Raw genomic sequence first — 20,463 nt, 5'->3', positions numbered from 1 at the left:
CTTGGAAAGCGCATTCAGTCCAGCGATTGCCCAGTGCCGTGTATCGGTCGCCCGGGGAAGAACAGGCGCTGCAATTCCTGCCCCGGTTGCTCGGCGCGCATGAAGGCCTCGCCGACCAGGAACGAATACACGTTGTTGATTTCCATCAGCTCGACATCGGCGCGGTTGAGGATGCCACTCTCGGTGATGGCCAGACGGTCTCGAGGGATGCGTGGCAACAGGTCGAGAGTGGTTTCCAGGCTGACATCGAACGTGTGCAGGTTGCGATTGTTGACGCCCACCAGTGGCGTATCGAGTGTCTTGAGCGCTCGCTCCAGTTCCTCGCCATCGTGGACCTCGACCAGTACGTCGAGGCCGACCTGCTTGGCCGTCGCCGCCAGCTCCGCCATGCGCGCGTCGTCCAGCGCAGCCACGATCAGCAGTACGCAATCGGCACCTAGCGCGCGGGCCTCGACCACCTGGTACGGGTCGATCAGGAAGTCCTTGCGGATCACCGGCAGGTTGCAGGCCGTGCGCGCCTGCTGCAGGTAGGCATCGCCGCCCTGGAAATAATCCACGTCGGTCAGCACCGAAAGGCAGGTGGCGCCTCCCTTCTCGTAGCTGACAGCGATCTGCGCCGGCTCGAAGTGCTCGCGGATCACGCCCTTGCTTGGTGAGGCCTTCTTGATTTCGGCGATCACGGCCGGCTGCTTGCGCGCAGCCTGCTCGATCAGCGCCTTGGCAAAGCCGCGCGGAGCATCGGCCGCCCGGGCCAGGCGCTCCAGTTCATCCAGGCCGATCCGCCCACGACGCTCGGTCACTTCCTCGACCTTGCGGGCAAGAATCTTTTCCAGCACCGTCGGTACGCTCATCCTTCGTTCTCCTGTTTGAATACCGCGGTAAAGGCACCCAGCTCCTGCAGCTTTTCCCAGGCCAGGCCGGTATGCAGGACATCGTGGGCCAGGTCGACGCCAGCCTTCAGGGTCGTGGCATGATCGGCAGCGTACAGCGCAGCGCCGGCATTGAGCACGATCATCTCCGCTGCCTTCTGGCCGTTCTCGGTCTTGCGTCGACCAAGCGCGTCGCGGATCAGCGCCAACGAAGCCTGCGGGTCGTCCACCGCAAGTCCATGCAGGCTCTGGCTCTTGATCCCGAGATCTTCCGGCTCGACCCAGTACTCGCTGATTTCGCCTTTGTTCAGTTCCGCCACGAAAGTGGGCGCGGCCAGGCTGAACTCGTCCAGGCCATCCTTGGAGTGCACCACCAGCACATGTTTGCTACCCAGTCGCTGCAACACCTCGGCCAATGGCCGGCACAGTGCCTGGTTGAAGACCCCGACGACCTGATGCCGTACGCCGGCTGGATTGGTCAGCGGACCAAGCATGTTGAACAAGGTGCGCAGCCCCAGGTCCCGGCGTGGACCGGCGGCATGCTTCATCGCGCGATGATGGCCCTGCGCGAACATGAAGCCGATGCCCAGGCTATCGATACAACGGGCCACCTGCACGGGCGTCAGGTTCAGGTAGATGCCAGCGGCCTCCAGCAGGTCGGCGCTGCCACTCTTGCCGGAAACCGCTCGATTTCCATGCTTGGCCACCGGGCAGCCGGCGGCGGCAAGCACGAACGCCGAGGCAGTGGACACGTTGAAGATGTTGGCGCCATCCCCGCCGGTGCCGACGATATCGACCACCCCGTCGAGACTGTCGAGCTCAACCTTGTCGGCGAGCTCGCGCATCACCGAGACCGCACCGACGATCTCGTCGATGCTTTCGCTTTTCATGCGCATGCCCATCAGGAAGGCACCGATCTGCGCCTCGCTGCATTGCCCGGTCATGATCTGACGCATGACATCGCGCATTTCCTCGGTGGTCAGGTCCAGTTGGCCGACGATCCGGCTCAGCGCGTTCTTGATATCCATGGACTTTCCTTAGCGGCGGCCGCCGGTCTGCTTGAGGAAGTTGGCGAACAGCTCGTGGCCTTGTTCTGTGAGGATCGACTCCGGATGGAACTGCACACCTTCGATATTCAGGGTCTTGTGGCGCAAACCCATGATCTCGTCGACCGCGCCGTCTTCATGGGCAGTCCAGGCAGTGACTTCCAGGCAGTCAGGCAAGGTTTCCCGCTTGACCACCAACGAATGGTAACGAGTGACGGTCACGGGATTGTTGAGTGTGGCGAACACGCCGAGGTCACGGTGGTGGACCGGGCTGGTCTTGCCATGCATGACCTGCCGCGCACGCACCACCTCGCCACCGAAGGCCTGGCCGATGGACTGGTGGCCAAGACACACGCCGAGGATCGGCAGCTTGCCGGCGAAGTGCAGAATGGCCTCGATCGACACCCCTGCCTCGCTCGGCGTGCAAGGACCGGGCGAAACGACGATGCGCTCAGGAGCGAGCGCCTCGATCTGGGCGATGGTCATCTCGTCATTGCGGATGACCTTGACCTCGGCCCCCAGCTCGCCGAGGTACTGCACGACGTTGTAGGTAAAGGAGTCATAATTGTCGATCATCAGCAACATGTTGCACCTGTGCACTCGAGTTCATGGGATGGTAGGCCCGAAGCATCTGCCTGAAGCGCGTGCATGTCTCCCGCGGTAGATCGGGCCGGATGGGCAGGCCCGGTATACCAGCCACTGAAGTAGAGGCAGGTTCCAGGGGTTCTGCAGGACAAGGGGAGATATGTTGGCATGGGGCGTTCTCCTGGGGGTTGGAGCCGCCGCACCGGTGAGCTATCTGAATCCTGAAACCTGCTTGCCGATGACGGCGGCAGGGTCCGGTTTCAAACCGCAACGACTTGCCGCTTCCTATTGGAAGCGCCACCACTGGGGGAAAAAGGTCGTTACGTTACAGGTCATGCTACCTAACCATCGAGGGTGTGCAGACATGGCGGGGTGCCGTGCCTGCTTGATCTCGCCCGAGTATAGCGTTCTGTCGAAGCGAGCGTCGATCACTTTTTTGAAGGTCTGTCGGATCCCTGATGGCCGGATGGACAGGATTTGATATGAGCGCGCTGCTTAAATTTTGCAAGAAAACATTCGATTGGACAACGACTGTGAGCTATTGTATCGACGATAGATCACTTAAAATGGAAAGTTCTCGTAATCTTGAATTTCGAGAAAATCAGAATCCGATTTACCACATGGTAGAAGAACTCACACCTAATAACTCATTTCTCGGTCAAATCATATCATCATGCCCACCGAACAGCGACCGACTGGTATCACTGCCATCTAGAGACATCTAGATGAAGCGGTCATCATTTTTATTTACTCGTGCCATGCCAGATTTGCTCAATAGCAGCGCTACTGAAATAATAGCCTAGCACCGTTGCCGGATGATCACGAAGCATCAGATACACTGGCTTGTAAATTGTCGACTTTGATTCTCAGAAACTCTTGGTAATAATCTTCTCTGATACAGACCCAGTAACAAACCACGCCAATTCGACGTACTCCGGCTCCACCTCGGCCATGAGTCTTCGAATATTACCTACCCGCTCTGAAGAAGCCTTTCGATTACTTATCTCATATATTTTGCTCACTTGACTCGCCACCCTAGCAGACATAGCAGCATGATAAGCCTCCTCTGTATAAAGCTGCAGACCCGAAAGCCTCAATTAAGAAGACAGGCCAAATTCCATTCGATCATGAGCAATGGTAAATGTGAGAATTTTTCTTTTATTATCATAAGAAAGATCTGAGCTATCGTTCGCAACACAATTTGTTTCTCAGCTATCCACCCACAGCATGTACTGTATGTGAGTCAATTAAGGGCCAGAAGAGCACAGACTCGCTTACCCCCGCATTCAGCAGGAACTTTCTTGATCGGCTTGGGAAATTTTCCCTATCCAACCCCACGCACCTGCCTCACTCTCAAGCGGCAAGTGGCTGGCTCATGACGAGGTTCGCATACGGCGCTTTCAGCGTATCGACATGACCGAGCGCCAGGATGCTGGACAAATGTCACGGCCGTTCCCAGCCGGCAAGGCATCCAGCCACCAGCTAATGTCTTCCAAGGATTTCTATAAGACCGACAAAAGGATCTGCCTCCTATGCGCAAGCCACCCTTCCTGCGCGCCTTACTGGGCGTACTGACGCTGTCCATCGGCCAGGCCATCGCCGCCCCCTCCCCCTACTCGACCATGATCGTTTTCGGCGACAGCCTGAGCGATGCTGGCCAGTTCCCGGACCCGGCGAACTTCCCGGATGGCACCCGCTTCACCAATCGGGACGCCAGCGGCACCTATGCGCCCGTTTCGCCGATGATCCTCGGCGCGCGGCTAGGAGTCGGGGCTGGCGAACTGGGGCCCTCGACTTCACCGAGCAATGCCCTGCTCGGCTTGCCGGACGGCAACAACTGGGCAGTCGGTGGTTACCGCACCGATCAGATCCTCGATTCGATCACTGGCACTTCTGCGGTGGATTTGCCCAATGGCCAGCGGCTGCGCGAGCGTTCCGGCTATCTCGCCGATGGCCGACTCGCCGATCCCAATGCCCTCTACTACCTCACCGGCGGTGGCAACGACTTTCTCCAGGGCCGGGTCAACAGCCCTGGCGATGCAGCTGCGGCAGGCGCGCGCCTGGCGTCGAGCGCCCAGGCGCTGCAACAGGGCGGGGCGCGCTATATCATGGTCTGGCTGTTGCCGGACCTGGGTCAGACGCCCAACTTCAGCGGCTCGCCGCTGCAAGGCACGGTGTCGCGCCTGTCCAGCGTGTTCAATCAGTCTCTGCTGAACCAGCTGGGCCAGATCGACGCCCAGATCATCCCGCTGAACGTGCCGGCGCTGTTCCAGGAAGCCGTGGCCAGCCCGGCGCAATTCGGCCTGGCGACCGATCAGGACCTGGTAGGTACCTGCTACAGCGGTACCAACTGTGCAAGCAATCCGGTGTTCGGGATCGCAGGCAGCTCACCCGACCCGAGCCGTCTACTGTTCAACGATGCGGTGCATCCGACCATCGCCGGGCAGCAGCTGATCGCCGACTATGCCTACTCGATCCTGTCCGCGCCATGGGAACTCACACTCCTTCCGGAAATGGCCCAGGCGAGCCTGCGCGCCCATCAGGATGAACTGCGCAATCAGTGGCAGGCACCTTGGCAGCCAGTCGGCCAATGGCAGGCGATCGTCGCGGCAGGCGGCCAGAGGCTCGATTTCGATAGCCAGGCCGGCGCGGCCGCAGGCGATGGACACGGCTACAACCTGACCCTGGGCACCAGCTACCGGATCAACCAGTCATGGCGGCTCGGTGCGGCGGCCAGTGCTGCCCGGCAGAAACTGGAAATGGGCGAGCACGATTCGCGCTACACGCTCGACAGCTACCTGGCCACGCTGTTCGCCCAGTATCGCCAGGGACGCTGGTGGGCTGACGCGGCGCTGACTGGCGGGCATCTGGCTTATGACGATCTCAAGCGGACCTTCGCCCTTGGGGTCGGCGAGCGTATGGAAAAAGGCGATACCGATGGTCAAGCCTGGGCCGCTTCTGGTCGGCTGGGGTTCGACCTGGCCTCGGACGATAGTGCTTGGCAGCTTTCGCCGTTCATCAGCGCCGATTACGCCAGGATCGAAGTCGATGGCTACCGCGAGGACAGCGAACGCTCGACCGCGCTGCGGGTCGATGAGCAGAAGCGCACTTCCCGGCGCGCTGGGGTTGGCCTGCAAGCCAGCATGATGTTGCAACCTAAGACGAAGCTGTTTGCCGAAGTGGCTCGCGAGCACGAGTTCGAGGATGAACGTCGGGACCTCACGCTCAACCTGGCGGCCTTGCCCGACAACCGCTTCACCCTCGTCGGCTACACCCCCGACAGCAACCTGACGCGGGCGAGCCTCGGGCTCAGCCATGAGCTTGCACAACGGCTGCACCTGCGCGCCAACTACACGTGGCGCAACAGCGGCGACTTCACCCAACAGGGTGTGAACCTGGCGCTTGGCCTGGATTTCTGATGCCAGGCCACGACTGACGAGCGCCGCTCCGGCCAGGCCCGGCCCGCTTGGTCGGCAGCCTGACCTGGGCAGCACAGCGATCAGGGCTTGCGCAAGCTCTGTTCGGCGAGGGCCACGGCACGGAACATGGCACGGCGCTTGTTGATGGTTTCCTCCCACTCCAGCGCCGGCACCGAGTCGGCGACGATGCCGCCGCCCGCCTGCACGTGCAGCTCGCCATCCTTGATCACCGCGGTACGGATGGCGATGGCGGTGTCCATGTTGCCATTCCACGCCAGGTAGCCGACCGCGCCGCCATAGACGCCACGCTTGACCGGCTCGAGCTCGTCGATGATCTCCATGGCGCGGATCTTCGGCGCCCCGGACAGCGTGCCGGCCGGCAGGATCGCCCGCAACGCGTCCATGGCAGTCAGTCCGTGGCGCAACTGGCCGGTGACGTTGGACACGATGTGCATCACGTTGGAATAACGCTCGATTACCATCTTCTCGGTCAGACGCACGCTGCCGGTCTCGGAAACCCGGCCGGTGTCGTTGCGGCCCAGGTCGATGAGCATCAGGTGCTCAGCGATTTCCTTCTGGTCCGACAGCAGGTCCTGCTCCAGGGCGCGGTCGGCTTCTTCGGTCGCGCCACGTGGGCGAGTGCCGGCGATCGGTCGCACGGTGACCAGGTTGTCCTCGACCCGCACCAGCACTTCCGGCGAGCTGCCGACCACATGGAAGTCACCGAAGTTGAAGAAGTACATGTACGGCGTCGGATTGAAACAGCGCAGCGCCCGGTACAGGTCGATCGGCGCGGCCTCGAAGTCGATCGACATGCGCTGGGATGGCACCACCTGCATGCAGTCGCCGGCCAGGATGTACTCCTTGATGGTGTCGACTGCCCGCTCGTAGTCGTCGCGAGTATAGCTGGAGCGGAAGGCTGGCTCGGCAGCCTGCGGCCCGCCCAGCTCCAGGCCGGGGCGCGCTGCGATCGGCTCGCGCAGCTGGGCCAGCAGGCCCTGCAGCCGCGCCTGTCCCTGCTCGAACGCCTGTGCCTGGCTCGGGTCGACCAGCACGATGGCGTGCATCTTGCCCGCCAGGTTGTCGAACACTACCACGGCGTCGGAAACCATCAGCAGGATGTCCGGTACGCCCAGCGGATCCGGATTCGGGCACTTGCCCAGACGGGTCTCGACATAGCGCACGCAGTCATAGCCGAAATAGCCCACCAGGCCACCGTTGAAGCGTGGCAGGCCGGGGATGTCGGCGACCTTGTAGCGGTCCTTGAAGCTTTCGACGAAGGCCAGCGGGTCTTCCACGTCGTGGCTCTCGATCTGCTCGCCATCCTGCAGGATGCTGACGTGATGGTCATGCACGCGCAGCACGGTACGCGACGGCAGGCCGATCATCGAGTAACGACCCCACTTCTCGCCACCCTGGACGGATTCGAGCAGGTAGGTGTTGGGCTGGTCGGCCAGCTTGAGGTAGATCGACAGCGGCGTGTCGAAATCGGCCAGGATTTCGCAGGCGAGGGGAATGCGGTTGTAGCCGGCAGCGGCCAGGCGCAGGAATTCTTCGCGGGTCATGGGTAGCCTCGTGGCAAGCAGTAGAAGTCGGGCAAACGGACGGGCCGGCTCGGCGCCGGCGGGCAGGAGTCAGGCTCGCCAGCGCCAACGGGCCAGGGCCTTGATGACCTTCATCCAGAATTTGCCGGTGACCGCCACGTTGGACTCTCTGTCTTGTGAGGCTTGAAGATGCGCCAACGTTATCCCAGTGTCGGTGACTAAGCAACCGGGCACCAGCGCGCGCAGGTCGTCGATGACCAGGCTGGGCGATTCTTCGTCGATCGGCCGGCCATGGTTGTAGCCATAGCTCAGGCCCACGCATTTCACTCCAGCGGCCTTGGCAGCCAGCACGTCGCTGCGCGAGTCACCGACGAACAGCGACTGCGAGGCGTCGACACCAGCCATCTTCATCACCAGCAGCAAGGCGGCCGGGTCGGGCTTCTTCTGCGCCAGGGTGTCCCCGCCGATGATCCAGCGAAAATATCGGCCGATCTTCATCTGGTCGAGCAAAGGCCCGACGAAGCGCTCGGGCTTGTTGGTGATCAGGGCCATTTCCACGCCCTGCTCGCCCAGCCAGCGCAGCGTATCGGCCACGCCGGGATAGAGAGTAGTCAGCTCATGGTGCTCGGCATAGGCCTGCATGAACAGCTCCAGGCCCTGCTCGGCAAGGGCATCGTCGACTTGCGCGTGCTCCAGGCCACCGGCCAGCGCGCGACGCACCAGCACCAGGGCACCGTTGCCGACCCAGTGACGCACCGCGTCCAGGCCGGCGGCAGGACGCCCCATGGCGAGCAGCATCTTGTCCACCGCGGCGGCCAGATCCGGCACCGAGTCGATCAAGGTACCGTCCAGGTCGAACATCACCAGCTTCGGCAGCGTCCCCGGGAACAGCTGCTCGAAGCCGCTCATGGACGGGCCTGGGCCAGTTCGTCGCGCATCTGGGCAATCACGGCCTGGTAGTCCGGGGCATTGAAGATCGCCGAGCCGGCCACGAAGGTATCGGCACCGGCAGCGGCGATCTTGCGGATGTTGTGAACGTTGACCCCGCCGTCGATTTCCAGGCGGATGTCACGTCCGCTGGCATCGATCAACGCACGGGCCTCGCGCAGCTTGTCCAGGGTACCGGGAATGAACTTCTGTCCGCCGAAGCCTGGGTTGACGCTCATCAGCAGGACCATGTCGACCTTGTCCATGACGTACTTGAGCACGTCCAGGCCGGTCGCCGGGTTGAAGACCAGGCCCGCCTTGCAGCCACCGTCGCGGATCAGCTGCAAGGAGCGATCGACATGCTGGGTCGCTTCCGGATGGAAGGTGATGTAGGTGGCGCCTGCCTCGACGAAGTCGCCGATGATGCGATCGACCGGGCTGACCATCAGGTGCACGTCGATCGGCGCGGTGACTCCGTACTTGCGCAGCGCGCTGCAGACCATCGGGCCGATGGTCAGGTTGGGCACGTAGTGGTTGTCCATCACGTCGAAATGGACGATGTCGGCCCCGGCGGCCAGTACCTTGTCGACGTCCTCGCCCAGGCGGGCGAAGTCGGCGGAGAGGATGGAGGGGGCAATAGCGTAGGGCTGCATGGCGCACCTTTGGAAATCACGGTGAGGCGCATTGTACCCCAGCCGAATGGATCCGGGCTGATTGGCATCAACCCATTGCAATAGGGCATGGGCCCGCGCCGCCTTGGCGGCACGGGCCCCTTCCATCGCCTTCAGCCAGGCTGCTGCGTGCGCAGTTTCTCGCTGCGCCCGCGCAGCCACTCCAGGGTCAGCAGCAGCACTACCGAGAACGCGATCAACAAGGTCGCCGCCGCGGCGATGGTCGGGCTGAGGTTCTCGCGAATTCCGCTGAACATCTGCCGTGGCAAGGTAGCCTGCTCGGGGCCGGCGAGGAACAGCGTCACCACCACTTCGTCGAAGGACGTGGCGAAGGCGAACAGCGCCCCGGAGATCACCCCAGGCGCGATCAGTGGCAAGGTCACCCGGCGAAACGCCAGCAACGGCGAAGCACCGAGGCTGGCCGCCGCGCGCACCAGGTTGTAGTTGAAGCCCTGCAAGGTGGCCGACACGGTGATGATGACGAATGGCACGCCGAGCACGGCATGCACCAGGATCAGCGAAGCGAAGCTGTTGCCCAGCCCCAGCGGCGCGAAGAACAGGTAGCTGGCCACCCCGATGATCACCACCGGGACCACCATCGGCGAGATGACCAGCGCCATCACCAACGACTTGCCGGGGAACTCGCCGCGGGTCAGGCCGATGGCGGCCAGGGTGCCGAACACCATGGCCAGCACGGTGGCCGCCGGGGCGACGATGATGCTGTTCTTCAATGCCCGCATCCATTCCGCGGAGCCGAAGAAGTCCTGGTACCACTGCAGCGAGAAGCCTTGCAGTGGATAGACCAGGAAGCTGCCGCTGTTGAACGACAGCGGCACGATCACCAGCACCGGCAGTACCAGGAACAGCAGTACCAGGCCGCAGAGGATGCGCAGGCCGTAGAACCAGGCCCGCTCGATGGGCGACATGTATGGACTGGACATGGCGACGGCTCCTCAGCTCAGGCGCAGGCGGCTGGCACCGACCAGCCAGCTATAGATCAGGTAAAGCAGCACGGTCGCCAGCAGCAGCAGCCCACCCAAGGCAGTGGCCATGCCCCAGTTGATGCTGGTGTTGGTGTAGAAGGCGACGAAGTAGCTGACCATCTGGTCGTTCGGGCTGCCGAGCAGCGCCGGGGTGATGTAGTAGCCGATGGCCAGGATGAACACCAGCAGGCAACCGGCGCCGATGCCGGCGTAGGTCTGCGGGAAGTAGACCCGCCAGAAGCTGGCGAACGGGTGGCAGCCCAGCGAGATGGCCGCGCGCATGTAGCTTGGCGAGATGCCCTTCATGACGCTGTACAGCGGCAGGATCATGAACGGCAGAAGGATATGCACCATCGAGATATAGACACCGGTACGGTTGAACACCAGCTCCAGCGGCTGGTCGATGATGCCCAGGGCCAGCAGGGCGCTGTTGATCAGGCCGCCCGACTGCAGCAACACGATCCAGGCTGCCACCCGTACCAGGATCGAAGTCCAGAACGGTAGCAATACCAGGATCATCAGCAGGTTGCCCTGGCGGGTCGGCAGGTTGGCCAGCAGGTACGCCAGCGGGTAGGCCAGCAGCAGGCAGATTCCGGTGATCACCGCGCCCATCCACAGGGTGCGGGTGAAGATGTCCAGGTAGATGGCCTGGTCGGGCGTGGCCCTGGCCAACTCGCCCAGGTCATCGATGCGATGGTCGAGCGACGCCAGCAGGTAGAACGGGGTGACGCTGCTGGTATTGCGGCGGATGGCCTGCCAGTAGGCAGGATCGCCCCAGCGCTCGTCCAGCGTCTGCAGAGCTTCCTTGTAGGCGCTCGGCTCGCTCTTGAACGGCAGTGCCCGCGCGGTCTTGGCCAGCAGGCTGCGATAGCCGGCCAGCTCCATGTTCAGGCGCTTGGAAAGATCGCCCAGGGTCTGGTTGCGGCGAGCCTCGGCCAGGTCCTGGCCGAGGGCCCGGTAGGCCTGCTCGTCGGGCAGGCCCTTGCCATCCCACTGCGCCAGGATTTCGACCGTGCGTGGCAGGCCGGCGACCACTTCCGGGTTGCCGACGCTCTTGTACAACAGCGCGGCGATCGGCACCAGGAATACCAGCAACAGGAACAGCGCCAGGGGCGCGATAAGGGCCTGGGCCTTCCAGCGGTTGACCCGCTCGGCGCGCTTGAGCCGCTGCTTGAGGTTGGGACCTGCGCCTTCGTTGAGGGGCACTGCGATGGCCATGGCGAACTCCGAATGCTGAAGAACAGAAGGCCCCGGCCCGGTCGCCTGACACGGGCCGAGGCTCCCTCGGGACGGCTTACTTGCGCGCGGCCCAGGCGTTGAAGCGTTGTTCCAGCTGCTCGCTGTTGTCAGCCCAGAACGTCACGTCGATCTGTACCTGGTTGGCGATGTTCTGCGGCGTGGTCGGCATGTCCTGCTTGACCTGGTCGGACAACAGCGCCACCGCCTTGGTGTTGGCCGGCCCATAGGCGATGTTCTCGGAGTAGACCTTCTGCTGCTGCGGCTCGACCGTGTAGGCGATGAACTTGCGCGCCTGCTCGGCCTGCTTGGCGCCCTTGGGAATGGCCCAGGCATCGAAGTCATAGATGCCACCGTTCCACACCACCTTGAGATTGCTCTCCTTCTGCACGGCAGCGATGCGGCCGTTGTACGCCGAGCTCATGACCACATCCCCCGAGGCCAGGTATTGCGGCGGCTGGGCGCCGGCCTCCCACCACTGGATGTTCGGCTTGAGCTCGTCGAGTTTCTTGAAGGCGCGATCCTGCCCCTCCTTGGTCGCCAGCACCTTGTAGACTTCCTTCGGGGCCACGCCATCGGCCATCAGGGCGAACTCCAGGGTGTACTTGGCGCCCTTGCGCAGGCCACGCTTGCCAGGGAATTTCTGCGTATCCCAGAAATCCGCCCAGCTGGTGGGCGCGCTCTTGAGCTTGTCGGCGTTGTAGGCCAGCACCGTCGACCAGACGAAGAAGCCGACCCCGCAAGGCTGGATGGCACCAGGCACATAGTCGGCTTCATCGCCGAAGAGGGCTGGATCGAGCTCTTCGAACAAGCCCTCGTCACATCCCCGCGCCAGCTCCGGCGATTCGACTTCCACCAGGTTCCAGGACACGCTGTTGGTGTCGACCATGGCCTTGATCCTGGCCATTTCGCCGTTGTATTCGCCGGCGACGATCTTGCCATTACCGGCCTTTTCCCAAGGTTCGTAGAAGGCCTTGACCTGGGCTGCCTTGTTCGCCCCACCGAACGACACCACGGTGAGGTCCGCCGCCACGGCTTGGCCGGCGGCGAGCAGGCCGAGGGCCAGGGCGGTCATTTTCAGCTGCTTGTGCATTATTGTTTTCTCCACGCTACAGGGGTTGGTGAAGCAGGCCTTCAGTGGGCCTCGGCGATCGGATCGAGCGCGCGGGCATGCTCCACCTCCCAGCCAAGCGGTACCACGTCGCCCACGGCCAATGCCGGGTCCAGCTCGGCGATCGGCTGCTTCACGAAGAAGTCGGCCTTGCCACAGACTTCCAGGCGCACACGTACGTGGTCGCCCAGATAGATGAATTCGGCTACCCGTCCCGAGAAACGGTTGGCGCAGTGCTCGCCGTGACCGTTGAGGCGTACCCGTTCGGGCCTGATCGAAACCGTCACCGGGTCACCGGCCTCGCCGACGTTGATGGCCAGGGCCTCGACCCGCTCGCCACGGGCCAGCTGCACCTGACAGCGGTCGCCGGCCTGGGCCAGCAAGGTGCCGTTGAGGCGGTTGTTCTCGCCGATGAAGTTGGCGACGAAGGTGTTGCCCGGCTCTTCATACAAGGTGCGGGGGTCGGCGATCTGCTGTATCTCGCCCTGGTGGAATACCGCGACCCGGTCGGACATGGTCAGCGCCTCGCCCTGGTCATGGGTCACGTAGACCACCGTCACGCCCAGTCGCTGATGGATATGCTTGATCTCCATCTGCATGTGCTCGCGCAGCTGCTTGTCGAGCGCACCCAGTGGCTCGTCCATCAGTACCAGCTGCGGTTCGAAGACCAGCGCCCGGGCCAGGGCGACGCGCTGCTGCTGGCCACCGGACAGCTGCCCGGGATAGCGCCTGGCGAAGGCGTCGAGCTGGACCATGCCCAGCACCCGCTTGACCCGCTCGTCGATATCGGCCTTGCCCAAGCCACGGACGGTCAGGGGAAACGCCAGGTTTTCCGCGACCGTCATGTGCGGAAACAAGGCATAGTTCTGGAACACCATGCCAATGTCGCGCTTGTGCGGCGGCACGTTGTTGATCGAGCGGCCGGCCAACTGGATCTCGCCGGCGGTCGGCGTCTCGAAGCCGGCCAGCATCATCAGGCTGGTGGTCTTGCCGGACCCCGAAGGTCCGAGCAAGGTCAGGAACTCACCCTTGCGGATGTCCAGGTTGAGGTCCTTGACGATCAGCGATTCGCCATCATAGCTCTTCTGCACACCACGAAAGCTGACCAGCGTCTCGCCGCCCGCGGCCTTGGAAATCGCCTCGCTCATACCTGTACCTTCTTGTTGGGTGACTGCGGTAGGCAAAGACTAGAGAAGCTGCTGGGAAGGGAAAATCGGTGCGCCTGAGAGAATACCCTCATCCCGCTGGAAGATTTTCTGTAGGAATCGCCCTACAGCCATGTCGCTTTCAGGCAAGCGCGGCAGGCCGCAAGCAAGATCGTGCAAAGCGACACAGTCCCGCTTGCAGCTTGCAGCTTGCAGCTTGCAGCTTGCCGCTTGCCGCTTGCAGCTCAGACCAGCCTGTTCTCCATGGCATACTTGACCAGTTCCGCCAGCGAGTTGACCTTCAGCTTCTGCATCAGCCGCGCCTTGTGGGTGCTGATGGTCTTGCTGCTCAGCGCCAGTTGCTGGGCGATGTCGTTGACGTTGGCGCCCTGGGCAAGACGCTCGAAGACCGAGAATTCGCGCTCCGAAAGCAACGTGTGCAAAGGCCGGGTCTCGGTCAGCCCGACTTCGAAGACCATGCGGTCCGCCAGGGCCGGATCGATGTAGCGCCCGCCGCCGGCCACGCGGCGGATCGCCGTGAGCAGCAGCGCCGGGTCGCTGTCTTTCGTCGCATAACCTGCCGCTCCGGCCTTGAGCGCCCGCGCCGCCATCTGCGCCTCGTCGTGCATGGACAGCATCAAGATCGCTGGCGGATGGTTCAGCGCGCGGATGCGCGGGATTGCTTCCAGGCCGCTCACACCGGGCATGGAGATGTCCAGCAGCACCACTTCGCAGGCTGTATGGCGCAAGGCTTCGAGCACCTGCTCGCCATTGCCCGCCTCACCCACCACCTGCATGTCCTTCGCCAGGCCGATCAATTGCTTGATGCCTTCGCGAACGATCGTATGGTCTTCGGCCACCAGCACTCGAATCAAGATCCTTTCTCCTGTTCCAGGGGTATCGCCACGCTCAGGCTGGTGCCCTCGCCCGGCTCGCTTTCCAGCAGCATGCTGCCACCGAGCATCAGCACCCGCTCACGCACGCCAACCAGGCCGAAGGAGGTCGGTCGCGCCTGGGTGGCGCTGAAGCCCACGCCATCGTCGATCACCGTCATCCGCAGAAGACCGTCCCGGCGTGCCAGTTCGATCTGCACCGTATGCGCCCGAGCATGGCGCATGACATTGGTCAGCGCCTCCTGCAGGATCCGGAACAGCCCGGTGGCCTTGGCATCGCTCAATGCTGGCAGATTGTCAGGTACTTGCACCAGACAAGGGATCTGCGTGCGCGCCTCGAATTGCCGCGCCTGCCATTCGATGGCCGAGGCGATGCCGGCATCCAGGATAGGTGGGCGCAAGGCCGTCGCCACATCGCGCACCAGCTGGAACAGCTGGGCGATCAGCCGCTTCATGCTGCCCAGCCGCTCGTGCAGCCCCGGATCGAGCCCGGCATAGGCCAGCTCGCACATCGAGACTTCGAGCTTGAGCACGGTCAGCATCTGCCCCAGCTCGTCATGCACTTCCCGGGCGATCCGCGCCTTTTCTTCCTCGCGCACGCTCTCCAGGTGCGCCGACAGCTCGCGCAGCTGTTCCTGGGAACGCGCCAACGCCAACTCCGCGCGCTTGCCTTGGGTGATGTCCCAGACGATCCCGTCCCAGACCACCCGGCCGTCGGCCAGTCGGCGGCTGCTGGCCTTGATGTCGGCCCAGCGCTGTTCGCCCTGGCGGGTCAGGATGCGCCCCTGCCAGGCCCAGTCCTGGCCAGTGGCCAAGGCAAGATCCTGGACCTTGTGGTAGTCCGCCCGGTCCTGGGGGTGGACCAGGTTGCGCAGGCCCATGTCCGGATGCTGGATGGCTGCTGGCGCATAGCCGACCAGCGCTTCGCTGCCGGCACTGACGTAGGAGAACTCCAGGTCGCCTTCGACCGGGGACGGCTCCAGCCGGAACACCAGCCCCGGCACGTTGCCAGCGATGCCCTTGAGCCTTGCCTCGCTTTCCCGCACGGCTTCCATCGCCTGGCGCCGTTCGCTGACATCGGTCATGAACACCACCAGGTATTCGGCGTCGCGAAAGCGCAGGAAACTCAACGACAGGTCGACTGGCAGGCGCTGGCCGTCGATCCGGCGACACTGACTTTCGAAATGTTCGGCGCGCCCACTCTCGCTGCGCGCCCGATTCCACAATTCGACCCAGCGGTCCATGTCCAGGCCGGCATCGAAGTCCCTGAACGGCCGGTCCAGCAGCTCTCCTTCGGCATAGCCGAGCATGTGTTCGGCCGCCCGGTTGGCATAGCGCACATGGCTGTCCCAGTTGACCCAGAAGATACCGACCGTGTTCTGGTCGATGGAAAACTGGCTCAGGCGCAGCGCTTGCTCGCGTGCTTGCCGCTCGACCAGCTGCTCGCGCGTGGCCAGCAGATGCCGCTCGACCTGGCGAAGCTGCCGGCGTTGCCAGGACAGCGTGACCAACGCGCCTAGCAGCAGCATGCCCAGCAGCAACGCCAGGTTCCGCCACAGGCCGCTCGATTCTCCTGGTCGCGGATGTTGCGGCCGCAGCCAGCGCTGGTGAATCTGCTCAAGCACTTTGCTGGGCATGGCTTGCAAACCCCGCTCCAGAACCTCGGCCAGTACCGGCCAGTCGCGCCGTGAACCCAGGCGCAACAACCGGGGCAATCCCAGATCGCCGACCACTGCCAGGTCGGCGAAGTCGTTCTCGCGTGACAATCGACCCAGCTGGGCTTCGTCGAGCACGGCATAGCTCGCCTGCCCACTTGATACCGATTGCAGGGCTTGGCGCTCGTCGGCCACGCCGTGCAGGTGGAGGTTGGGGTAATTGCCATGGAGATGGTCGGCCAGCGTGCCGGGCGTGCGCACGGCCACGCGCTGATCGGCGCCGAGCCTTTCCAGATCCACCGTCAGCGTGCCGCTGCGCCGTGTGACCACCAATCGCGGCACGCGCATGTAAGGATCGCTGAACGACCAGAGCCGCAGGCTGGCCGGAGTCTGCGTCAAGCCAGGCGCGAAGTCGATCTCGCCCGCCTGCAAGGCGCGCTCCAGCGCCGCCTGGTCGGGGAAGTTGCGCCAGCTCAGGTCCAGCCGCAGCGCTTGCGCAAGCCAGCTGACCAGTTCCACGTTGGCGCCATACAACTGCTGCAGGCGACGGTCGAGCTGGGCATAGGGTGCTTGCAGCACCAACCCGACGCGCAGGTGACGGTGCGCGTCGAGCCATCGCTGCTGCGCAGGTTCCAGCGCCACCGAAGGTGGCGCCTCGGTCTTGGCCAAGGCGGCCAGGGGCAGGCACAACCAGCCGATGAGCCACAGGCAACGCACTCGCTTCATCTATATGCTCATCCTGGCAAACGCGGCCATCCAGCGTGGCCGACGATGGGAAATACGATTAGGCTGCCGGTAACATTCCGGCTCTGGGGAGCTCCATGTCCACACTCTATCGCACGGCGCAGGCTTTCTTCTGCCTCTGCGCAATGATTTCTCCGCCGCTCCAGGCTGCCCAGGAGCAACCGCCAGCAGCCGAGGCGCCTCCTGCCCCGCAGGCGCTCCAGCCACCTCTGCCCGAGCGCAGCCAGACGCAGGCCCAGGCACTGGAGCGCCTGCTGCCCAAGGCCGAGCAGCAGATGCTCCAGGCGGGCGAGGAAAGCTTCCTTGCCCTGTGGAAACCTGCCAATACCAGCGAGCCACAAGGGGTGCTGGTTATCGTGCCAGGTGCCGGGGAAACGGCCGACTGGCCAACCACCGTCGGTCCGTTGCGACGCAAGTTTCCCGATGTCGGCTGGCATACCTTGAGCCTGTCGCTGCCCGACCTGCTGACTGACGCGCCCCAGGCACGCGCGCCGACGCCCACCACGCCGGCCGCCGCGCCCGGGGAAAGCGCTCCGGCCAAGGACACGCCCGCCGATGCCAATGCCAATGTCGCCCAGGCGACCGCCGCGCAGGCCGACGTCGCCGACAGCACCGATGCGGTGGACGCCAGCGATAGCAGTGACCAGGCCGATGCCGCGCGCATCTTCGCCCGTCTCGATGCGGCGCTGGCGTTCGCCGAGCAACAAGGCACACGCAGTATCGTGCTGCTGGGCCATGGCAGCGGGGCATACTGGGCGGCCCGCTACCTGAGCGAACGACAGCCGGCGCAGGTGCGCAAGCTGGTGATGATCTCGGCCCAGACACCGGCCCGGGTCGAACATGACCTCGAAGCCCTGGCGCCGACGCTCAAGGTGCCGACCGCCGATATCTACTATGCCACCCGCGAGCAGGACCGCCGCGCCGCCCAGCAGCGCCTGCAGGCCAGCAAGCGGCAGAAGGACAGTCAGTATCGTCAACTGCTGCTGATCGCCATGCCAGGCAACACGGCAGCCGAGCAGGAACAGCTGCTGCGTCGCGTGCGCGGCTGGCTGAGCCCGCAGGGCAGCAACTGAAGGCAGCGCTCAGAAGCCGCGCCGCGTACGCACCAGCGCGTAGGCCTGGTGCAGGTCCCGCGTGCGCTCTGTCGCCTCGCGCACGCGGGCCTCGCTGGCACCGCTACCGACCAGTTTGTCCGGATGATGCTGGCTGAGCAGGCGTCGATAGGCTTGTTTGACCTGCAGGGCGCTGGACTCTTCCGATATGCCTAGCAGGCGCAGCGCTGTCACATAGGTCAGGCTGGTGCCCGGCTTCAGCTCGGGCCTGTGGGGCTCGTACTCGCGCGCCAGCCGCTGCACCTGGACCCGCTGCAGGCCCAGCTGCTGCCCCCAGTCGAGCAGCAGGTCGCGCTCGCGCTGGCCAGCCGAGCCATCAGCCCAGATCATCCGCCAGCAGGCACGCACCGTGCCCTCGGCCGCATGCGGCTGCTGGCGCAGGTGGCGCAGGTGATGGGCTAGACGGTCCTTGCCCTGCTTGCCACGGTTGAAGGCCGCGATCGCCTTGCGGCGGCCCGGCTCGTCCATGTCCAGCCGGGCCATCTCCTGGCGAGCCTGGCGGATGTGCGCTTCGCTGATCCGTCCATCACTCTTGGCGAGGCGTCCGAGCAGCACGAACAGCAGCTCATCGTCAGCCAGTGGGGCGCGCCCGGCCAGGCGCTCGCGCAGGTCGTCCCAACCCTGCACGCGCAGACGCCGGTCCAGGGCCTGGCCAAGCAAGGCCCCGAGCAACGCGCCAGGGATGCTGGCGATGGCGAAGCCGGCCCCAGCGCCAAGCAGCGTGCCTGGCCACCACATGCTAGGCGCTCCCCGTCAGCAAGCGCTCGGCCTCGGCCAGGCGCTCCAGGGTGCCGACATCCACCCAGCGGCCATCGTGGCGCTCGCCGCTCACCTTGCCTTCGGCCATCGCCGCGCGCAGCAGTGGCGCCAGCTTGAACGCACCGGCCGTGCACTGCCCGAACAGCCCCGGATCAAGCAACGACAGGCCACTGAAGGTCAGGCTGCCGGCCTGCCCGGCGGCATCGACGACCTTGCCCTCGCGCAGGTGGAAGTCGCCTTGGGCGTGATGCGCCGGATTATCCACCAGGACCAGATGCGCCAGCCCCGACAGCGGCCTGCGCAGACGGTTGAAGTCGTAATCAGTCCAGACATCGCCGTTGACCAGCAGGAACGGCGCCTGGCCGAGCAATGGCAGGGCCTGGAAGATGCCGCCGCCGGTTTCCAGCGGTTCGCTCTCCCGCGAATAGCGGATCCGCAACCCCCAACGTCTACCGTCACCGAGATGATCCTCGATCTGCTGGCCGAGCCATGCGTGGTTGATCACCACTTCGTCGAAGCCCGCCGCAGCCAGGCCGCGCAGGTGATACTCGATCAGCGGCACGCCTGCCACCGGCACCAGCGGCTTGGGCGTGTGCAAGGTCAGCGGCCGCATGCGCTCGCCCTTGCCGGCGGCGAGGATCATCGCCCTCATGGGCGCTTCCCCGCCGCCGCGTGCAGTTCGGCGATCAGCTGGCCGAGCTCGGCCAGATCGGCGTGCCGGCCCAGCACCTCCTCGATATAGGCGAAGAAGCGCGGCACGTCGCCCAGGTAGCGCGGCTTGCCGTCACGATGACAGATCCGGGCGAAGATGCCGATCACCTTGAGATGGCGTTGCACGCCCATTAGGTCGCTGGCGCGCAGGAATGTCTCGAACTCGGCCTGCACCGGGATGCCGGCGGCCTGGGCCTTGGTCCAGTAGTCGCGCAGCCAGCCTTCGACCCGCGCCTGCGGCCAGCTGAGGAAGGCGTCCTTGAACAGGCAGGTGATGTCGTAGGTGACTGGCCCGTAGACCGCATCCTGGAAGTCCAGCACACCAGGATTGGGGCTGCCATGCATCAGGTTACGTGGCATGAAATCGCGATGAACCAGCACCTTGGGCTGGGCCAGGGCGCTGTCGATCAGCAGTGCGCTGATGCGGCGCCAGGCAACCTGCTGCGACGCATCCAGCACCAGGCCCAGTTCGCGGCCCACATACCACTCGGGGAACAGCTCGAGCTCGCGCCGCAGCAATGCCACGTCGTAGCTTGGCAGCGGCCCATCGAGGGGCAGCCGCTGAAATGCCAGCAGGGCATCGATGGCATCGGCGAACAGCGCGTCGGCGTTGTCCGGGTCGATGACTTCCAGGTAAGTCTGGCGCCCCAGGTCGCCCAGCAGCAGGAAGCCGCGTTCCAGGTCCTGGGCATGAATGGCCGGCACGTTCACCCCGGCACTGGCCAGCAGATGATCGATCTCGACGAACGGTCGGCAATTCTCCTGCGGTGGCGGCGCGTCCATGACCACGAAGCTGCGCCCCTCGGCGTGCCAGCGGAAGTAGCGACGGAAACTGGCGTCGCTGCTGGCCGGGCTCAGCTCGCCCCGGGGCACCGCGCCCCAGCCTTGCCGTACGTACAGCAGGCGCAGTTGGTCGTCGAGCCAGTGAGTCAGTTGTTGCAGGCGTACATCATGATCGGGCATTGCGTGGGTCTCCGACGGCCCTAGCCGTCAAGCGGGTCATGCTTTATTATCCAGCATCTTTTTCAGACCATCGAGAGGCGTGCGGCCCCA

17 protein-coding genes are annotated in these 20,463 nt (G+C 64.1%); 2 read left to right on the top strand and 15 right to left on the bottom strand.

The genetic code is table 11. The annotated features are described in order from the left end of the window. Positions 1 to 14 precede the first annotated feature (14 nt). From trpC to ACY8GK_RS17960, 3 genes are read right to left on the bottom strand one after another with little or no spacing between them, the layout of a single operon-like run. Positions 15 to 851: an indole-3-glycerol phosphate synthase TrpC gene (trpC, locus tag ACY8GK_RS17970; RefSeq protein WP_462401753.1), complete on the bottom strand. Its 837-nt coding sequence runs from the start codon at positions 849 to 851 to the stop codon at positions 15 to 17. Beyond that, positions 848 to 1,897, bottom strand: coding sequence for an anthranilate phosphoribosyltransferase (gene trpD, locus ACY8GK_RS17965; RefSeq protein WP_196179223.1), 1,050 nt, complete (start codon positions 1,895 to 1,897; stop codon positions 848 to 850). The genes trpC and trpD overlap by 4 nt, the downstream gene beginning before the upstream one ends. 9 nt (positions 1,898 to 1,906) lie before the next feature. Then, positions 1,907 to 2,500, bottom strand: a complete 594-nt coding sequence (locus ACY8GK_RS17960) for an aminodeoxychorismate/anthranilate synthase component II (RefSeq protein ID WP_196179225.1) — start codon at positions 2,498 to 2,500, stop codon at positions 1,907 to 1,909. Positions 2,501 to 4,032: 1,532 nt separating this feature from the next. Between ACY8GK_RS17960 and estP the strand changes: the two genes are divergently transcribed. Further along, the gene (estP, locus tag ACY8GK_RS17955) at positions 4,033 to 5,919 is read left to right on the top strand and encodes an esterase EstP (RefSeq protein WP_462401752.1); all 1,887 of its coding nucleotides are present in this window, start codon (positions 4,033 to 4,035) and stop codon (positions 5,917 to 5,919) included. Positions 5,920 to 5,999: 80 nt separating this feature from the next. On the opposite strand, the gene trpE is transcribed toward estP, so the two are convergent. The 9 genes from trpE to ACY8GK_RS17910 form a co-directional block, all read right to left on the bottom strand. Continuing rightward, positions 6,000 to 7,484 (bottom strand): anthranilate synthase component I, encoded by a 1,485-nt coding sequence (gene trpE / locus ACY8GK_RS17950; protein ID WP_196179228.1) that lies wholly within the window; start codon positions 7,482 to 7,484, stop codon positions 6,000 to 6,002. Between the two features lie 69 nt (positions 7,485 to 7,553). After that, entirely contained in the window at positions 7,554 to 8,372 is an 819-nt protein-coding gene (locus ACY8GK_RS17945) for a phosphoglycolate phosphatase (protein ID WP_196179230.1), read from the bottom strand. Continuing rightward, positions 8,369 to 9,043, bottom strand: a complete 675-nt coding sequence (rpe, locus tag ACY8GK_RS17940; protein ID WP_196179232.1) for a ribulose-phosphate 3-epimerase — start codon at positions 9,041 to 9,043, stop codon at positions 8,369 to 8,371. Before rpe ends, ACY8GK_RS17945 begins: the two co-directional genes overlap by 4 nt. 131 nt (positions 9,044 to 9,174) lie before the next feature. Beyond that, the gene (locus ACY8GK_RS17935) at positions 9,175 to 10,002 is read right to left on the bottom strand and encodes an ABC transporter permease (protein WP_196179234.1); all 828 of its coding nucleotides are present in this window, start codon (positions 10,000 to 10,002) and stop codon (positions 9,175 to 9,177) included. Positions 10,003 to 10,014: 12 nt separating this feature from the next. Continuing rightward, entirely contained in the window at positions 10,015 to 11,262 is a 1,248-nt protein-coding gene (locus ACY8GK_RS17930; protein WP_462401751.1) for an ABC transporter permease, read from the bottom strand. A gap of 76 nt (positions 11,263 to 11,338) precedes the next feature. Beyond that, on the bottom strand, positions 11,339 to 12,373 hold the full coding sequence (locus tag ACY8GK_RS17925; RefSeq protein WP_196179238.1) for an ABC transporter substrate-binding protein: 1,035 nt from the start codon (positions 12,371 to 12,373) through the stop codon (positions 11,339 to 11,341). Positions 12,374 to 12,414: 41 nt separating this feature from the next. Then, positions 12,415 to 13,539 carry an ABC transporter ATP-binding protein gene (locus ACY8GK_RS17920; RefSeq protein ID WP_230375965.1) on the bottom strand — a complete coding sequence of 375 codons (1,125 nt, stop codon included), beginning with the start codon at positions 13,537 to 13,539 and terminating at the stop codon, positions 12,415 to 12,417. Positions 13,540 to 13,781: 242 nt separating this feature from the next. Next, complete coding sequence (locus ACY8GK_RS17915) at positions 13,782 to 14,414, bottom strand: response regulator (RefSeq protein WP_196179478.1); 633 nt, start codon at positions 14,412 to 14,414, stop codon at positions 13,782 to 13,784. Next, positions 14,408 to 16,810 carry a PAS domain-containing sensor histidine kinase gene (locus tag ACY8GK_RS17910; RefSeq protein WP_196179240.1) on the bottom strand — a complete coding sequence of 801 codons (2,403 nt, stop codon included), beginning with the start codon at positions 16,808 to 16,810 and terminating at the stop codon, positions 14,408 to 14,410. The genes ACY8GK_RS17915 and ACY8GK_RS17910 overlap by 7 nt, the downstream gene beginning before the upstream one ends. Before the next feature lie 95 nt (positions 16,811 to 16,905). On the opposite strand from ACY8GK_RS17910, the gene ACY8GK_RS17905 reads away from it, so the two are divergent. Further along, positions 16,906 to 17,901 (top strand): alpha/beta hydrolase family protein, encoded by a 996-nt coding sequence (locus tag ACY8GK_RS17905; RefSeq protein ID WP_462401750.1) that lies wholly within the window; start codon positions 16,906 to 16,908, stop codon positions 17,899 to 17,901. 9 nt (positions 17,902 to 17,910) lie between these two features. Here ACY8GK_RS17905 and ACY8GK_RS17900 read toward each other — a convergent pair whose 3' ends face one another. Genes ACY8GK_RS17900 through ACY8GK_RS17890 form a run of 3 tightly spaced genes read right to left on the bottom strand, consistent with a single transcriptional unit; the run spans position 17,911 to position 20,373 of the window. After that, entirely contained in the window at positions 17,911 to 18,678 is a 768-nt protein-coding gene (locus ACY8GK_RS17900) for a TerB family tellurite resistance protein (RefSeq protein WP_462401749.1), read from the bottom strand. Position 18,679: 1 nt separating this feature from the next. Beyond that, positions 18,680 to 19,351 (bottom strand): N-acetylmuramate alpha-1-phosphate uridylyltransferase MurU, encoded by a 672-nt coding sequence (gene murU, locus ACY8GK_RS17895; protein ID WP_462401748.1) that lies wholly within the window; start codon positions 19,349 to 19,351, stop codon positions 18,680 to 18,682. Continuing rightward, positions 19,348 to 20,373: an aminoglycoside phosphotransferase family protein gene (locus ACY8GK_RS17890; RefSeq protein WP_462401747.1), complete on the bottom strand. Its 1,026-nt coding sequence runs from the start codon at positions 20,371 to 20,373 to the stop codon at positions 19,348 to 19,350. Before ACY8GK_RS17890 ends, murU begins: the two co-directional genes overlap by 4 nt. Positions 20,374 to 20,463: the final 90 nt, after the last annotated feature.

It is taken from the genome of Pseudomonas sp. Marseille-QA0332, assembly GCF_054950175.1.
This window is presented reverse-complemented; position numbering and strand designations above follow the sequence as displayed.

Bases quoted from the DNA above. Each gene is read 5' to 3' on its own strand.
- ACY8GK_RS17900 (WP_462401749.1), bottom strand. From the start codon at position 18,678: ATGTGGTGGCCAGGCACGCTGCTTGGCGCTGGGGCCGGCTTCGCCATC.
- ACY8GK_RS17920 (WP_230375965.1), bottom strand. From the start codon at position 13,539: ATGAGCGAGGCGATTTCCAAGGCCGCGGGCGGCGAGACGCTGGTCAGC.
- ACY8GK_RS17905 (WP_462401750.1), top strand. From the start codon at position 16,906: ATGTCCACACTCTATCGCACGGCGCAGGCTTTCTTCTGCCTCTGCGCA.
- trpC (WP_462401753.1), bottom strand. From the start codon at position 851: ATGAGCGTACCGACGGTGCTGGAAAAGATTCTTGCCCGCAAGGTCGAG.
- ACY8GK_RS17935 (WP_196179234.1), bottom strand. From the start codon at position 10,002: ATGTCCAGTCCATACATGTCGCCCATCGAGCGGGCCTGGTTCTACGGC.
- ACY8GK_RS17945 (WP_196179230.1), bottom strand. From the start codon at position 8,372: ATGAGCGGCTTCGAGCAGCTGTTCCCGGGGACGCTGCCGAAGCTGGTG.
- rpe (WP_196179232.1), bottom strand. From the start codon at position 9,043: ATGCAGCCCTACGCTATTGCCCCCTCCATCCTCTCCGCCGACTTCGCC.
- trpE (WP_196179228.1), bottom strand. From the start codon at position 7,484: ATGACCCGCGAAGAATTCCTGCGCCTGGCCGCTGCCGGCTACAACCGC.
- trpD (WP_196179223.1), bottom strand. From the start codon at position 1,897: ATGGATATCAAGAACGCGCTGAGCCGGATCGTCGGCCAACTGGACCTG.
- ACY8GK_RS17930 (WP_462401751.1), bottom strand. From the start codon at position 11,262: ATGGCCATCGCAGTGCCCCTCAACGAAGGCGCAGGTCCCAACCTCAAG.
- estP (WP_462401752.1), top strand. From the start codon at position 4,033: ATGCGCAAGCCACCCTTCCTGCGCGCCTTACTGGGCGTACTGACGCTG.
- ACY8GK_RS17910 (WP_196179240.1), bottom strand. From the start codon at position 16,810: ATGAAGCGAGTGCGTTGCCTGTGGCTCATCGGCTGGTTGTGCCTGCCC.
- murU (WP_462401748.1), bottom strand. From the start codon at position 19,351: ATGAGGGCGATGATCCTCGCCGCCGGCAAGGGCGAGCGCATGCGGCCG.
- ACY8GK_RS17925 (WP_196179238.1), bottom strand. From the start codon at position 12,373: ATGCACAAGCAGCTGAAAATGACCGCCCTGGCCCTCGGCCTGCTCGCC.
- ACY8GK_RS17960 (WP_196179225.1), bottom strand. From the start codon at position 2,500: ATGTTGCTGATGATCGACAATTATGACTCCTTTACCTACAACGTCGTG.
- ACY8GK_RS17890 (WP_462401747.1), bottom strand. From the start codon at position 20,373: ATGCCCGATCATGATGTACGCCTGCAACAACTGACTCACTGGCTCGAC.